The organism is Variovorax ginsengisoli (assembly GCF_030486595.1).
Classification (GTDB): Bacteria; Pseudomonadota; Gammaproteobacteria; order Burkholderiales; family Burkholderiaceae_C; genus Variovorax; species Variovorax ginsengisoli_B.
The window spans coordinates 12894-28281 of record NZ_JAUJZH010000022.1 but is presented as its reverse complement, the minus strand read 5'-3'; the positions used below and the strand labels follow the sequence as shown (position 1 = coordinate 28281).

Below are 15388 nucleotides of genomic sequence, written 5' to 3'. Positions count from 1 at the left end.
CACTGGAAAGCCCATGAAAGAAGCCGTCATCGTCTCCACCGCCCGCACGGGCATCGGCCGCGCCTACAAGGGCGCCCTCAACCACACGAAATCGCCAACCATGCTGGCGCACGCGATCGCCCATGCGGTGCAGCGCGCCGGCGTCGACGGCGCCGAGATCGAGGACGCGGTGATCGGCTGCGTGCTCTCGGCCGGCACCGCCGGCATGAACCTGGCACGCAACGCGGTGCTGGCCGCGGGCCTGCCCGACACCGTCTCGGGCCAGACGATGGACCGCCAGTGCGCCTCGGGCCTGATGGCGATCGCCACCGCGGCCAAGCAGGTGATGGTCGACGGCATGGACGTCGTGATCGCCGGCGGGCACGACAACATCACGGCGGTGCAGGAGGCCTACATGGGCTGGGTCGCGAAGGAGAAAGACCCGAACGTGATCGCGCGCGCCGCCCATGCCTACATGCCGATGCTGCAGACCGCCGAGTTCGTGGCGAAGAAGTACGGCATCAGCCGCGAGGCGCAGGACCGCTATTCGCTGGCCTCGCAGCAGCGCACCGCCGATGCGCAGCAGGCCGGCCGCTTCGATGCCGAGATCGTGGCCTTCGAGACCACCATGGCGGTGGTCGACAAGAACACCAAGGAGGTCTCGTTCAAGGACGTGACGCTCACGCGCGACGAAGGCAACCGCCCCGAGACCACGCTCGAAGGCCTGGCCTCGCTCAAGCCCGTGATCGAAGGCGGCGTGGTCACCGCCGGCAACGCGAGCCAGTTGTCGGACGGTGCCTCGGCCTGCGTGATCATGGAACGGGGCCTCGCCGAGCGCCGCGGGCTGGCGCCGCTGGGCATCTACCGCGGCATGGCGGTGGCCGGCTGTGCGCCCGAGGAGATGGGCATCGGCCCGGTGTACGCGATTCCCAAGCTGCTCAAGCAGCACGGCCTGAAGGTCTCGGACATCGGCCTGTGGGAACTCAACGAGGCCTTCGCCTGCCAGGCGATCTATTGCCGCGACCACCTGGGCATCGATCCGGCGATCTACAACGTCGACGGCGGCGGCATCTCGATCGGCCATCCCTACGGCATGACCGGCGCCCGCGTGGTCGGCCATGCGCTCATCGAAGGCAAGCGCCGCGGCGTGAAATACGTGGTGGCGACGATGTGCGTCGGCGGCGGCATGGGGGCCGCGGCACTGTTCGAAGTGGCATGAACATGGACGACCGCACCCTGATCGACAGCCTGCGGCGCCAGCTGCGCGAGCGCCCCGACGCGCTGGCCTACCGCCGCGGCGAGCGCAAGCTCAGCTTCGCCGACGTGGAACGCGCCACCAACCGCATCGCCAACGCGCTGGCCGCGATGGGCGTGGGCCGCGACAGCCGCGTCGCGGTGCTCACCAAGCACCACATCGAGACCTTGCTGCTGACCCTGGCCGCCTGCAAGCTCGGCGCGGTCTGCATGCCGGTCAACTGGCGGCTGGCGGCACCCGAGATCGCCTACATCCTCAAGAATGGCGAAGCGCCTTTCCTGATGGCCGACCAGGCCTTCATCGCCACCGTGCGGGCCGCCGGACTCGACAGTGTCCGCACGCTGGTCTGCACCGAGCAGGCGCACGATGGCCTGCAGTCCTTCGAAGACTGGTACGCGGGCCACGACGACAGCTTCAAGCCGGTCGATGCCGACACCCATGACGCCGCGCTGCAGCTCTATTCATCCGGCACCACCGGCCTGCCCAAGGGCATCGTGCTGAGCCATGCCGGGCTGCTGTCGACCTCGCGCGTGGTCGCGAAGGAGTGGGAGTTTGACCAGCGCCGCGTGCTGGGCAACCCGCTGCCGGTGTTCCACGTCGCCGGCATGACCATGCTGCTGCTGACGCTCTACACCGGCGGCCAGACCAGCGCTTATTCGGAGTTCGACCCGGCCGGCTACATCCGGGCCATCGGCGAGCACGGCATCACCCACACCTTCATCGTGCCGGCGATGATCCTCTTCATGCTGCAGTCGCCCGAGGTGAAGCAGGGCGACTACGGCCGCCTGCAGCTGATCGCCTACGGCGGCTCGCCGGTCAGCGAAACCACCCTGCAGCAGGCCTTCGAGGCCTTCGGCTGCAACTTCCTGCAGGTCTACGGCCTGACCGAAGTCTCGGGCCCGGCCACCTTCCTGATGCCCGCGGACCATCGCGCGGGCGATGCCGAGCTGCTGCGCTCGGCGGGCCGGCCGATCGGCGGCGGCCGCCTGCGCATCGTCGACCCGGTGACGCTGCAGGACCTGCCCGAGGGCGAGGTCGGCGAGATCTGGATCGAATCGGACCGCAACCTGAAAGAGTACTGGCGCAATCCCGAAGCCACGGCCGCGGCCTACCCCGAGGGCCGCAACGCCAACGGCGGCTGGTTCCGCTCGGGCGACGGCGGCTACCTCAAGGGCGGCTACCTCTACATCAACGACCGCATCAAGGACATGATCCTGTCGGGCGGCGAGAACATCTACCCGGCCGAGGTCGAGAACGTCCTGATGAAGCACCCGGCCGTGGCCGACGGCGCCATCATCGGCGTGCCCGATGCGACCTGGGGCGAGGCCGTGAAGGCCTGCGTCGTGCCGCGCCCCGGCATGGCAGTGACCGAGCGCGAGATCATCGATTTCATGCGTGCCAACCTGGCCCACTACAAGTGCCCGAAGTCGATCGACATCGTCGCCGAGCTGCCGCGCAACCCGAGCGGCAAGGTGCTCAAGCGCCTGCTGCGCGAACCCTACTGGCGTGGCCGCACGCGCGCCATCGCCTGAATTTTCGAAACCGAGAAACGGCCCGGCGAGGTCGTCCCGCCCCATCCACCTGGAGACATGACATGCCTTTGAAGAAACTGATCGCCGCCGCCTTCGGCGCCCTCGCATTGCTGGGAGTGGTGTCCGCCGTGCAGGCGCAGGACAAGCCCATCAAGATCGCGCTGATCGCGAGCAAGACCGGCCCGTCGGAAGCCTATGCGCGCGACACCGAGCGCGGCCTGCGCCTGGGCCTCGAATACCTCACGCAGGGCTCGATGACCGTGCTCGGCCGCAAGATCGAGGTGATCGTCAAGGACGACCAGATGAAGCCCGAGCTGTCGAAGGCGATGCTCACCGAGGCCCTGTCGGACGACAAGGCCGACATCGCGGTCGGCACCTCGTGGTCGGGCGGCGCGCTGTCGATGGCGCCGGTGGCCGAGGAATACAAGAAGGTGCTGATGGTCGAACCCGCCATCGCCGACTCGCTGACCGGCTCGGCCTGGAACCGCTACCTGTTCCGCGCCAGCCGCAACTCCTTCCAGGATGCGCTGGCCAGCGCCGCCGGCCTGAAGGAGGGCGACAACCTGGCCTTCCTGGCACCCGACTACGTCTACGGGCGCGATGGCGTCAAGGCTTTCAAGGACGCGATGGCCGCGACCCAGAGCAAGGCCAAGATCCTGCACGAGGAGTTCATCCCGTTGTCGACCACCGACTTCACGGCGCCGATGCAGCGCATCTTCGACGGCATGAAGAACGCCACCGGCCGCAAGTACCTGGTCGTGATCTGGGGCGCGCCGAATCCGATCCGCAAAATCTCCGAGCTGAACCCGGGCCGCTACGGCATCGAGTTCCTGTCGATCGGCGGCGCCAACCTCGAGAACACCAAGCCCTGGAAGGGCCTGGACGTGACCGGCGGCACCTTCTACTACTACGGCTTCCCGAAGAACCCGATGAACGACTGGCTGGTGACCGAGCACCAGAAGCGCTTCAAGATGCCGCCGGACCTGTTCACCGCGGGCGGCTTCGTGACCGCGAGCGCGATCATCGCGGGCCTCAAGAAGGCCGGCTCGGCCGACTCCGAGAAGCTGATCGCCGCGATGGAGGGCATGGAGTTCGACACGCCCAAGGGCAAGATGACCTTCCGCAAGGAAGACCACCAGGCGATGCAGGCCCAGTACCAGTTCAAGATGAAGAAGGCGCCCGCCAGCGAGTGGGACCTGCTCGAACTGGTGCGCGAGATCCCGGCGTCGGAGATGCCGGTGCCGATCACAGTGAAGCACTGAGCATGGCGGCGACCCGCGCGCCGGTGCTCTCGAGCACCGGGCTCAGCATCCAGTTCGGCGGCCACGTGGCGGTCAACGCGGTGACGACCCAGTTCGACGCCGGCACCCTGACGGCCATCGTCGGCCCCAATGGCGCCGGCAAGACGACCTACTTCAACCTGCTGTCGGGCCAGTTGCACGCCAGCGCCGGCAGCGTGCACTTCAAGGGCGAGGACATCACGCGGCTGAGCGCGCCGCAGCGCACCAGCAAGGGCATCGGCCGCGCCTTCCAGCTGACCAACCTGTTCCCGAAGCTCTCGGTGCTCGAGAACGTGCGCCTGGCGGTGCAGAGCCGCCACAGCGCCGGCTTCAACATGCTGTCGGTTTGGCGCAGCCGCCGCGACCTGATCGACCAGGCCGCGCACTACGTGGCGCAGGTCGGGCTGGCGGCGCGCGCCGGCGACCTCGCGGCCAAGCTGCCGCACGGCGACAAGCGCAAGCTCGAGGTCGCGATCCTGATGGCGCTGGAGCCCGAGATCCTGATGTTCGACGAGCCCACCGCGGGCATGAGCGTGGACGAAGTGCCGGTCATCCTCGAACTGATCGGCCGACTCAAGACGCAGGGCGACAAGACGATCCTGCTGGTGGAGCACAAGATGGACGTGATTCATTCCCTGGCCGACCGCATCATCGTGCTGCACAACGGCCGGCTGGTGGCCGACGGCCTGCCGGCCGAGGTGATGGCCTCGCCGATCGTGCAGGAGGCCTACCTGGGCAAGCGCAGCGCGCCGCGGGCGGCGAAGGCGGTGGCCCATGCCTGAGCCCGCACGCAACGATGCCGCCGGCATGCTCCTGACGCTCGCCGGCGTCCACACCCACATCGGCGAGTACCACATCCTGCAGGGCGTCGACCTGCAGGTGCCGCGCTCGGGCCTCACGGTGCTGCTGGGCCGCAACGGCGCCGGCAAGAGCACCACGCTGCGCACCATCATGGGCCTGTGGCATGCGAGCGCCGGGCGCATCGTGTTCGACGGCCAGGACATCACGGCGGCCGAGACGCCCGCGATCTCGCGCAGCGGCATCGCCTTCGTGCCCGAGGACATGGGCATCTTCTCGGGCCTCACGGTGCAGGAAAACCTGCGCCTGGCGGCCATCGGCGGCGCCTTCGACGAAGAGCGGCTCGAATGGATCTTCGGCCTGTTTCCCGCGCTCAAGCGATTCTGGCTGCGCCCCGGCGGCACGCTCTCGGGCGGCCAGAAGCAGATGGTCGCGATCGCCCGCGCGATCATCGAGCCGCGCAAGCTGCTCTTGATCGACGAGCCGACCAAGGGTCTCGCGCCCGCGATCGTCGACAACCTGGCCGAGGCCTTCGAGCAGCTCAAGGCGCGCGACACCACGATCCTGCTGGTCGAGCAGAACTTCAACTTCGTGCGCTCGCTGGGCGACCATGTGGCGGTGATGGACGACGGCCGCATGGTGCACAGCGGGTCGATGGAGCAATTGTCCGAAGACGAAGGCCTGCAGGCGCGCCTGCTCGGCCTGCATGCAGGAGCCGTGCATTGAACGCCGCCACCCACCCTTCCGCCCCCGCCGTGCCGGCCGCCGATGCGTCGCAGGCGCTCGAGGCACTGCCCGGCCGCCGCCGTGACCTGGTTCCGGGCCTGCTGATCCTGGCCTTCATCGGCTTGGCGCTGCCGGTCATCGGCAGCTTCCCGACCTGGGTCACGCTGACCGTGGCCGCGCTGGCCATGGGCATGATGCTGTTCATCATGGCCAGCGGCCTGACGCTGGTGTTCGGCCTGATGGACGTCATGAACCTCGGCCACGCGGCCTTCGTCGCGGTCGGGGCCTACACCGCCACCTTGCTGGTCGGGCCGCTCAAGGGCCTGCTCGAGTCCGAATCGGTGTGGGCCAGCCTGGCGGCCATCACGGCGGTCATCGCGCTGTCGATGGTCGTCACGGCCGCGCTCGGCTGGGTCTACGAGCGCCTGTTCGTGCGGCCGGTCTACGGCGACCACCTGAAGCAGATCCTGATCACCATCGGCGCGATGATCATCATCGAGCAGATCGTGCTGGTGCTGTTCGGCGCCAACCAGATGATGCTGCCCATGCCCGAGGCGCTGCGCGGCTCGCTGCTGCTCGGCGACGTCGCCATCGAGCGCTACCGGCTGGTGGCGGTGGCGGTGGGGCTGGTGGTGTATGCGGGGCTCACGCTGCTGCTGACGCGCACGCGGGTCGGCCTCCTGATCCGCGCCGGCGTCGAGAACCGCTCGATGGTCGAGGCCCTGGGCTACCGCATCCGCAACGTCTTCATTGCGGTCTTCGTCGGCGGCTCGGCGCTGGCCGGCCTGGGCGGCGTGATGTGGGGCTTCTACCGCGAGCAGTTCACGGTCGCCATCGGCGCCGAGGTGCTGGTGCAGATGCTGATCATCGTGATCATCGGCGGGCTCGGCTCGGTCACCGGCTGCTTCGCCGGCGCGATGCTGATCGCGCTCAGCACCAACTACGTGAGCTTCCTCTTGCCCGACATGGCGCTGGTCTCCAACATCCTCGTGATGATGGCGGTGCTGCTGTGGCGGCCGCAGGGTCTCTATCCGGTCAACAAGCACTAGGCGGGCGCGATGTTCAATTCGATTCTCTCGGGCGACCTGCCGCGCAGCCGCTGGCTCACGGCGCTGCTGGTGCTGGTGGTGGCCTACCTCGCCACGGCGCCCTTCCTGTTCTCGGGCGCGCGCTCGCTCAACGTGGCGGCGACCATCTGCGTCTTCGTGGTGCTGGTGGCTTCCTTCGACCTGCTGCTGGGCTACTGCGGCGTGGTGTCGTTCGCGCACGCGATGTTCTACGGCATCGGCGCCTACGGCGTCGCGATCGCGATGTACAAGCTCGGCCCGACCTGGACCGCCATGCTCGTCGGCGCGCTGTCGGGGCTGGGACTTTCGCTGGTGCTGTCGCTGCTGATCGCTCTGGTGTCGCTGCGCGTGAAGGCCATCTTCTACACCATGATGACGCTGGCGGTGGCGGCCGCCTTCGGCGCGCTGGTGACCCGCATGAGCGGCCTCACCGGCGGCGACGACGGCCGCACCTTCAAGCTGCCCGAGTCGCTGTCGCCGGGCTTCCGCCTGTTCGAGAACGACATCCTCGGCACCACGGTGAACGGCAAGGTGCTGACCTACTACCTGGTGTTCGCAAGCGCGGTGCTGCTGTTCCTGCTGATGCTCCGGGTCGTCAACTCGCGCTTCGGCCGCGTGCTGGAGGCCATCCGCGAGAACGAGTTCCGGGCCGAGGCGATCGGCTACCGGACCCTCTACTACCGCGTGGCGATCAACTGCCTGGCGGCCGCGCTCGCGACCTGCGCCGGCATCCTCATGGCGCTGTGGCTGCGCTACGTCGGGCCGCAAACCACGGTCGGCTTCAACGTGATGCTCAACATCCTGCTGATGGCGGTGATCGGCGGCCTCGGCACGGTCTACGGCTCGGTGGTCGGCGTGGCGCTGTTCGTGGTGGCCGAGAACTACCTGCAGAGCCTGATGGGCGGCATGAGCGGCTCGCTCGGCGGGGTGCCGCTCTTGGCGGCGCTGTTCCACCCCGACCGCTGGCTGCTGTGGTTCGGCACCGCCTTCGTGCTGTCGGTCTATTTCTTCCCGAGCGGCATCGTCGGCAAGCTGCGGGCGTCCACCAAGGAGGTGCTGTGAATCCACCCGTCGTGCTCGTCGAAGTGCGGGGCAGCGTGCAGATCATCACGATCAACCGTCCGGCGGTGCGCAATGCGATCAACAAGGACGTGGCGGTCGCGCTCGCGGCGGCGTTGTCGGAACTCGATGCGCGGCCCGAACTGCACGTGGGCATCCTCACCGGCGCCGGCGGCTCCTTCTGCGCCGGCATGGACCTGAAGGCCTTCGCGGCCGGCGGCGACGAGCCGATCGTCGCGGGCAGGGGCTTTGCCGGCATGTGCGAAGCGCCGCCGCGCAAGCCGCTCATCGCGGCCGTGGAGGGCCATGCGGTCGCCGGCGGCTTCGAGATCGCGCTGGCCTGCGACCTGATCGTGGCGGCGCGCGGCGCCAGCTTCGGCCTGCCCGAGGTCAAGCGCGGCCTGGTCGCATCGTCGGGCGGCCTGATGCGGCTGCCGCACCGGGTCTCGCGCAACCTCGCGATGGAGCTGGCGATCGTCGGCGACCCGGTCACGGCCGAGCAGGCGGCCGCCTGCGGGCTGGTCAACCGGCTGGTCGAGAACGGCGGCGCGCTCGATTCGGCGCTCGAACTGGCCCGGCGCATCGACGCCAACGCGCCGCTCGCGGTCGCGGCCAGCAAGCAGATCGTGGATGCTTCGCGCACCTGGACCGACGACGAGATGTTCGAGCGCCAGCGGCCTGTGGCACGCAAGGTCAATGGCTCCTCGGATGCGCGCGAGGGCGCGACCGCCTTCGCCGAGAAGCGCGCCGCGGTCTGGCAAGGCCGCTGAGGCTGGCCCTCAGGCCAGCGCGAACGCACTCATCCGCGGCAGCGTGCGCTCGCCGGTCTTCTGCAGGTGCCGCCGCATGCGGCTCTCGGCCTTGGACTCGTCGCCTTCGAGGATGGCTTCGGTGATGGCGCGGTATTCGGCCACCATCGCCTTCAGGTCGGCGGTGGTCAGCGAGTGATAGAACTGGGCCCGGAACAGATGCGCCCGCGCCTGTGGCAGCACGCGGTCGAGTTCGCTGCTGTCGGCGATCTCGAACATCACCTTGTAGTAGTTGGCGCGTTCGTCGAGCACGCGGTCGAGCGCCTCCGGCGTGCGGGCGCTGACCAGCTTCTGCGCCGCGGCCTCGAAGCGCTTCGCATTGCCCTCGCGGTGGATATTGGCCGCCGCCAGCCTTGCGGCCAGGCCCGACAGCACCTCCAGCACGCCGAGCAGGCTGGCGGCGTCTTCGCGCGTGAGCGAGCGGATCACGGCGCCGCGGTGCGGCGTGAGGTCGACCACGCCGCTAGACGCCAGGATGCGCAGGGCTTCGCGCACGGTGCTGCGGCTCACGCCCAGATCACGTGTGAGATCGGCCTCGACCAGCCGCTGGCCGACCGTGAAGCGCCGCATCAGGATGCCCTTGCTGATCGCGTCGGCCACGCGGTCGGGCGTGCTGCGCGGATGCGGCGTCTCGGGCGCCGGCCGGGCGCGGGCGGGCGTTCTGGTTAAGACGGTCTTGAGGGCGGTGGTCATGCAGCTTCGCGCGCTTGGGGCGGGATTGTTGACGTAATTGTCAGGCAATACGCATCGGCCACAAGGGCTTTGCCCTCGGATGAACCCTCGAAAAGCCAAAGTCGCAGCGAGTTGGCACAAGACGCAGGACAGGGCCTTGCCTACGCTCGGCCATCGTCGCGGCGCCGCCGCGTTCAAAGAGGTCCTGGATTGTCCGACTCCGTACTGCTGGAGCGTGAGGGCGCCGTCGCACTGCTCACGCTCAACCGCCCCGAACGGGCCAATGTGCTCGACCTCGAGACCGGTCGCGCGCTGGTCGACTGCATCGAGCGGCTGGCGGCCGACGTGGGCGTGCGCGCGGTGTTGCTGCGGGCCCGCGGCCGGCAGTTCTGCGCCGGCGGCGACATCGCCGACTTCGTCGATGCGGGCGGCGACCTGTCCGGCCTGCTCGACCGCGCGATCCCGCCGCTGCACCGCGCGATCCACACGCTGGCGACGCTGCCGGTGCCGGTGGTCAGCGCACTCAACGGCCCGGTCGGCGGCGGCGGCATCGGCCTCGCGCTTTGTGCCGACATCGTGCTCGCGGCCGAGTCGATGAAGCTGCGCGGCGGCTATACGGCGATCGGCCTCACACCCGACGCCGGGTCGTCCTGGCTGCTGGCGCGCCGCGTGGGTGCCGCGCGTGCCAAGGAGATCTTCCTCACCAACCAGCCATTGACGGCGCGCGAGTGCCTGGCGATCGGCGCCGTGTCGCAGGTCCATCCGGATGCCGAACTGGAAGCCCGTGCGCGCGAACTGGTCGAGGCACTCGCCGCCGGCGCCACCGCCGCGCTGGCGCGGACCAAGGCCCTGCTCGACGGCGCGGCCGGCCGCCCGCTCGAAGCCCAACTCGAGATCGAGCACCGCGGCATGGTCGCCTCGGGCGCCACGGCCGATGCCGAGGAGGGTGTCAAAGCCTTCTCGGCCAAGAGAAACCCCCTGTTCATCGGGCGATAGTGTCGGACAAACCCTGATGTATTGTCAGACAATGTGGCCTACGATGGGCCGCATGCAAGGACCTTCCTCGTGAGCGCGATTTCTCCGGAAACGGCCCCGCGGCCGCTGGACACGGTCCGCCTGGCCGCCTGGCTCGCAGGCCGGCTGCCCGGCCTGCGCGGCCCGCTGAGCGCCACCCGCTTCAAGGGCGGCCAGTCCAATCCCACCTATCTGCTGAGCGATGCCGCCGGTGCCCGCTACGTGCTGCGCAAGCAACCCGACGGCGTGCTGCTGCCCTCCGCGCATGCGGTCGACCGCGAGTACCGGGTGCTGCATGCCCTGGGCGGCACCGACGTGCCGGTGGCGCGCGTGCATTGCTTTTGCGACGACCCGCAGGTCGTCGGCACGCCGTTCTACGTGATGGAATTCGTCGACGGCCGCGTGCTCTGGGACCCGGCGCTGCCCGGCATGCCGGTGGCCGCGCGCGGCGCCATCTACGAGGAGATGAACCGCGTGGTCGCCGCGCTGCATCGGGTCGACGTGGGTGCGGCCGGACTGGCCGACTACGGCCGGCCCGGGGCCTTCTTCGAGCGCCAGATCGCGCGCTGGACCCGCCAGTACCAGGCGACGGTCGAAGGCCCGGGCGGCGTCGACGCGATTCCCGCAATGGAGCGGCTGATCGAGTGGCTGCCGGCGAATGTCCCCGTCACGCCGGCGGGTCGGGACGAAAGCTGCATCTTCCACGGCGACCTGCGCATCGACAACATGATCTTCCACCCGAGCGAGCCGCGCGTGCTGGCGCTGCTCGACTGGGAGCTGTCCACGCTCGGCCACCCGCTGGCCGACTTCGCCTACCACGCGCTGCCCTGGCGCCTGGGCGCGCAGCAGTTCCGCGGCATGGCCGGCGCCGACTTCGCAGCCCTCGGCATTCCGGGCGAGCGCGCCTACCTCGATGCCTATTGCCGCCGGGTCGACCGCGAGCCGGTCGATCCGGCGCATTGGGAGTTCTACCTGGCCTACGCCATGTTCCGGCTCGCCGCCATCCTGCAGGGCATTCTCAAGCGCTCGCACGACGGCACGGCGTCGAGCGCCGAGGCGCGCGAGACCGGTGCCCGCGCCCGGCCCATCGCCGAGGCCGCCTGGCGCCAGGTCGAGGCCCACTTCCCCAGGACCGCGCGCTAGTTGCGGCTCTCATCCATTCCATCCGAAAGTCACCCGTGTTCGAGTTCTCCCCCAAGGTCCAGGATCTGCAGCAACGCCTCGTCGCCTTCATGGACGAGCACATCTATCCGAACGAGAAGCGCTACTACCGCGAGGCCGAAGAACTGGGCCCGTGGAAGGTCGCCCCGGTGCTCGAGGAGCTCAAGCCCAAGGCCCGTGCCGCCGGCCTGTGGAACCTGTTCCTGCCGGAGTCCGAGCACGGCGCCGGCTTGAGCAACTTCGAATACGCGCCGCTGTGCGAGATCATGGGCCGCTCCCACCTGGCGCCCGAGGTCTTCAACTGCTCCGCGCCCGACACCGGCAACATGGAGGTGCTGGCCCGCTACGGCACGCCCGAGCAGCAGGCGCAATGGCTGGTGCCGCTGCTGGCCGGCGAGATCCGCTCCTGTTTCGCGATGACCGAGCCCGACGTGGCCTCCAGCGACGCCACCAACATCGAGTCGAGCATCGTGCGCGACGGCGACCACTACGTGATCAACGGCCGCAAGTGGTACACCACCAATGCCACCGACCCGCGCTGCAAGATCTGCATCTTCATGGGCAAGTCCGACCCCGACAATGCGGACCGCCACAAGCAGCAGTCGATGATCCTGGTGCCGCTGGACACGCCCGGCGTCACGGTGGTGCGGCCGATCGCGGTGTTCGGCTTCTACGGCGTGCCCGACCGGGCATCCGAAGTCACTTTCGAGAACGTGCGCGTGCCGGCCTCGAACATGCTGCTCGGCGAGGGCCGCGGCTTCGAGATCGCCCAGGGCCGGCTCGGCCCGGGACGCATCCACCACTGCATGCGGCTGGTCGGCCTGGCCGAGAAGATGCTCGAGCTGATGTGCCGGCGCAGCCTGTCGCGGGTGGCCTTCGGCAAGCCCGTGGCGCAGCAGGGCGTGACGGTCGAGCGCATCGCCGAGTCGCGCATCCTGATCGAGCAGGCCCGGCTGCTGACCTTGAACGCGGCGCATCGCATGGACACCGTGGGCAACAAGATCGCCAAGGCCGAGATCGCGATGATCAAGGTGGCGGCGCCCAAGATGGCCTGCCAGGTGATCGACTGGACCATCCAGGCCTTCGGCGGCGGCGGCACCAACAACGACGTCGGCATCGCCTCGGCCTATGCCACCGCGCGCCTGCTGCGGCTGGCCGACGGGCCCGACGAAGTGCACCGCAACCAGATCGGGCAGCTGGAGCTCAGGAAGTATCGCTAGCCCCAGGCATCCGGCCTGCGGCAACCCGAACGGCAGAACAGAAGCAAGGAGACAAGCATGCACATCGAACTCGAATCTTCCGCATCCACGATCGCCGTGCGCGGCAGCGCCCCCGCGCGGCAGGAGCCGCTCATGTGGCTGAACGCGGATCGAGTGCTCTACGTGGGCCTGCTCGGCGAGCCCTCGGTGCGCACCTTCGGCGCCTATTCGATCTACGTCTCGCTCAGCAAGCCGCACCGCATCAGCGTCGCGGGCGGCGCCTGGGAGGAGGCCGAGGTGTCTGTGATTCCGCCCTACGTGCCGCACCGCATCGCCTCGGGCGAACGCATGATCTGCAACATCCTCATCGAGGCCGACAGCGTGGAGAGCAAGCGCCTGCCGATCTTCATCGCGCAGGGGCGCGGCCTCGTGTTCGACGACGAGGTGCTGCGTGCCTTGCGTGCCGCGCTCGAGCGCTTCCGTTGCAGCAGCACGCGGCAGTTCCCGCAGACAGCCGACTTCGACCGCAGCTTCTTCGGCGACGCGCTGCCGCCGCGTGCCATCGACCGGCGCATCCGCGCCACGCTCGCGCGCATCAAGGACGACCCCAACAGCCACACCTCGGCGCAAGACTGCGCCGACGCTTCGCACTTGTCGGTGTCGCGTTTCCTGCACCTGTTCAAGGCCGAAGTGGGCACGCCGTTCCGCAGCTTTCGCACCTGGCAGCGGGCCCGCAGCGTTCTCTACTACGTGACGCAGAACGCCAACCTCGCGAACATCGCGCTCGACGTCGGCTACCCCGACTCGACCCATTTCAGCCACTCGATCCGGCAGGTCTACGGCCTGACGCCGAAATCGATCTTCGCCGGCAGCCGCAGGCTCGAGCTCTACGGCCGGGCCGCCGCGGGCTCGCCGCGCTACCAGTTCGCCTGATTCTTTTTCGAGGACCCATGCAAGTAGATTTCGATTTCACAGGCCGGCACGTCGTCGTGTTCGGCGGCACCACGGGCATCAACTTCGGCATCGCGCACGCGTTCGCACGCCAGGGCGCGGGGCTCACGGTGGCCAGCCGCAAGCCCGAGAACGTCGAGGCCGCGGTCGCCGAACTGCGCGGTCACGGCGGCGAGGTGCATGGCGTGTGCGCCGACGTGCGCGACTTCGACGCGGTGGGTCGGGCCCTGCAGGAATCGGTCGACCGCTTCGGCCCCATCGACGTGCTGGTGTCTGGCGCGGCCGGCAACTTTCTCTGCGAGGCCAAGGACATGTCGTCCAACGGCTTCAAGGTGGTGGTCGACATCGACCTGGTCGGCAGCTTCCACGTGCTGCGCCAGGCGCATGCGCACCTGCGCAAGCCCGGCGCATCGGTGATCAGCATCACGGCGCCGCAGTCCTTCGTGCCGATGCGCTACCAGGCGCATGCCTGCGCAGCCAAGGCCGGCGTCGACCAGCTCACGCGGGTGCTGGCGCTCGAATGGGGCGGCGAGGGCGTGCGCATCAACTCGATCTCGCCCGGGCCGATCGACGGCACCGAAGGCTTCCGCAAGCTGATGGCGCCTTCGGCTGCCGAACGCGCTTACGCGCAGGACGCGGTGCCGCTGAAGCGCTTCGGCAGCCTGGACGACATCGCCAACCTGGCGCTGTTCCTGGCCTCGCCGTATGCTGGCTACATCTCGGGCGCGCTGATCCCCTGCGACGGCGGCGGCGCGTTCGAGAGCGTCAAGCCGGCGCTGGAAGCGGCCGGGCAGGCCATGGCGGCGGCAGGCGCCGGTTAGCGCCGCGCGGCGCGCCGGCCGCGCAGCGGCTTCGCCCGCAGCTCCTCCGGGCGCAGGAAGTAGCGGTCGTTCCCGGTCAGCCGCTCGGCTGCGAGGTCGATGAAGGCCCGCACCCGCGCCGGCTGGGCGACCCGGCTGCCGTAATACACGTAGAGACCGAGGTGATCGGTGACGTGCTCGGTCAGCAGCGGCACCAGCTGGCCCGAGCGCACCAGCGGCGCCGCGGTGGCGCCCACCAGCTGGCCGACGGCCTGCCCGGCCACCACGGCCAGCGCCTCGAGGTCGACGTCGTTGGTGCATAGCGCCGGTGCGAAGGCACGCGAGACGATCTCCTGGCCGCGCTTGAATTCCCATGGCATCACCTTGCCCGAGGTCGGGTGCCGGAAGCAGCTGCAGCGGTGGTTCGACAGGTCGTCGATGCTCGACGGCGCGCCGAATCGCGCCAGGTAGGCCGGCGCCGCGCACACCACCAGCTGGACCGGCATCAGCCGGCGTGCGATCAGACCTTCCTCGGGCGCCGCGCCGACGCGGAAGCCGACATCGACCCGGTCCTCGACCCAGTTGCCGATGCGGTCGTCGAGTTGCACGTCGGGCTCGACCTGCGGATGCAGGCGGCAGAACGCTTCGAGCACCGGCCACAGCACCTGCAGCATCGTGGCCCGCGGCGCGACGATGCGCAGCGGGCCGGCGATCTCCTCGCGCCCGCGGCGCGCGCCCTGCAGCGCGCGCTGCAGCGTGGCCAGGCCCGGCTGCGCGGCCTCGAGGAACTGGCTGCCTTCCTCGGTGAGGCTCAGGCGCCGGGTGGTCCGGTGGAACAGCCGCACGCCCAGGTGCGCCTCGAGCTGGCCCAGCGCCTGGCTCGCGGCCTGCGGCGTGATCGCCTGAGCGGCGGCGGCCTGGCGCAGGCTGCCGAGCTCAGCCGCCTGGATGAAGGTGGAGATCGCGCGCAGCTGGTTGAAGGCCATGCGCGGATTATCACGAATAACTTGTGAATGAATAAGGTGATTGATGGCTAGTGCAATGCCGGTGCAAAACCTACATTGCATCCACGCAAGGCATTCATCC

General features: G+C 69.1%; 15 protein-coding genes. 13 read left to right on the top strand and 2 right to left on the bottom strand.

Features of this window, described 5'->3' with window-relative positions:
- Window positions 1–13 precede the first annotated feature (13 nt).
- The 8 genes from QZH52_RS26005 to QZH52_RS25970 all read left to right on the top strand — a co-directional run bounded on the left by QZH52_RS26005 (window position 14) and on the right by QZH52_RS25970 (window position 8466).
- Window positions 14–1198, top strand: coding sequence for an acetyl-CoA C-acyltransferase (locus QZH52_RS26005; protein WP_286654439.1), 1185 nt, complete (start codon window positions 14–16; stop codon window positions 1196–1198).
- Window positions 1195–2766, top strand: coding sequence for a long-chain-fatty-acid--CoA ligase (locus QZH52_RS26000; RefSeq protein ID WP_301813557.1), 1572 nt, complete (start codon window positions 1195–1197; stop codon window positions 2764–2766). The genes QZH52_RS26005 and QZH52_RS26000 overlap by 4 nt, the downstream gene beginning before the upstream one ends.
- Window positions 2767–2828: 62 nt before the next feature.
- Window positions 2829–4028: a substrate-binding domain-containing protein gene (locus tag QZH52_RS25995; RefSeq protein ID WP_301813555.1), complete on the top strand. Its 1200-nt coding sequence runs from the start codon at window positions 2829–2831 to the stop codon at window positions 4026–4028.
- Window positions 4029–4030: 2 nt separating this feature from the next.
- Window positions 4031–4828, top strand: a complete 798-nt coding sequence (locus tag QZH52_RS25990; RefSeq protein WP_301813553.1) for an ABC transporter ATP-binding protein — start codon at window positions 4031–4033, stop codon at window positions 4826–4828.
- Complete coding sequence (locus QZH52_RS25985) at window positions 4821–5570, top strand: ABC transporter ATP-binding protein (RefSeq protein ID WP_301813551.1); 750 nt, start codon at window positions 4821–4823, stop codon at window positions 5568–5570. Before QZH52_RS25990 ends, QZH52_RS25985 begins: the two co-directional genes overlap by 8 nt.
- A gap of 29 nt (window positions 5571–5599) precedes the next feature.
- The gene (locus tag QZH52_RS25980) at window positions 5600–6619 is read left to right on the top strand and encodes a branched-chain amino acid ABC transporter permease (protein ID WP_286654720.1); all 1020 of its coding nucleotides are present in this window, start codon (window positions 5600–5602) and stop codon (window positions 6617–6619) included.
- 9 nt (window positions 6620–6628) lie between these two features.
- Entirely contained in the window at window positions 6629–7699 is a 1071-nt protein-coding gene (locus tag QZH52_RS25975) for a branched-chain amino acid ABC transporter permease (protein WP_301813549.1), read from the top strand.
- A complete protein-coding gene (locus tag QZH52_RS25970; RefSeq protein ID WP_301813548.1) occupies window positions 7696–8466 on the top strand; it encodes a crotonase/enoyl-CoA hydratase family protein in 771 nt (256 codons plus the stop codon). The genes QZH52_RS25975 and QZH52_RS25970 overlap by 4 nt, the downstream gene beginning before the upstream one ends.
- A gap of 9 nt (window positions 8467–8475) precedes the next feature.
- Here the strand turns inward: QZH52_RS25970 and QZH52_RS25965 are convergent, their stop codons facing one another.
- Window positions 8476–9198: a GntR family transcriptional regulator gene (locus QZH52_RS25965; protein ID WP_301813547.1), complete on the bottom strand. Its 723-nt coding sequence runs from the start codon at window positions 9196–9198 to the stop codon at window positions 8476–8478.
- Window positions 9199–9387: 189 nt separating this feature from the next.
- Between QZH52_RS25965 and QZH52_RS25960 the strand changes: the two genes are divergently transcribed.
- The 5 genes from QZH52_RS25960 to QZH52_RS25940 all read left to right on the top strand — a co-directional run bounded on the left by QZH52_RS25960 (window position 9388) and on the right by QZH52_RS25940 (window position 14323).
- Window positions 9388–10173 (top strand): enoyl-CoA hydratase-related protein, encoded by a 786-nt coding sequence (locus QZH52_RS25960; protein WP_301813546.1) that lies wholly within the window; start codon window positions 9388–9390, stop codon window positions 10171–10173.
- A 69-nt stretch (window positions 10174–10242) separates the two neighbouring features.
- Complete coding sequence (locus QZH52_RS25955; protein ID WP_301813545.1) at window positions 10243–11334, top strand: phosphotransferase; 1092 nt, start codon at window positions 10243–10245, stop codon at window positions 11332–11334.
- 35 nt (window positions 11335–11369) lie between these two features.
- Complete coding sequence (locus tag QZH52_RS25950; RefSeq protein ID WP_301813543.1) at window positions 11370–12572, top strand: acyl-CoA dehydrogenase family protein; 1203 nt, start codon at window positions 11370–11372, stop codon at window positions 12570–12572.
- A gap of 57 nt (window positions 12573–12629) precedes the next feature.
- Window positions 12630–13484, top strand: coding sequence for a helix-turn-helix transcriptional regulator (locus QZH52_RS25945; protein WP_301813542.1), 855 nt, complete (start codon window positions 12630–12632; stop codon window positions 13482–13484).
- A 17-nt stretch (window positions 13485–13501) separates the two neighbouring features.
- On the top strand, window positions 13502–14323 hold the full coding sequence (locus tag QZH52_RS25940; protein ID WP_301813541.1) for an SDR family oxidoreductase: 822 nt from the start codon (window positions 13502–13504) through the stop codon (window positions 14321–14323).
- Here QZH52_RS25940 and QZH52_RS25935 read toward each other — a convergent pair.
- On the bottom strand, window positions 14320–15288 hold the full coding sequence (locus QZH52_RS25935; RefSeq protein ID WP_301813539.1) for a LysR family transcriptional regulator: 969 nt from the start codon (window positions 15286–15288) through the stop codon (window positions 14320–14322). The genes QZH52_RS25940 and QZH52_RS25935 overlap by 4 nt on opposite strands.
- Window positions 15289–15388: the final 100 nt, after the last annotated feature.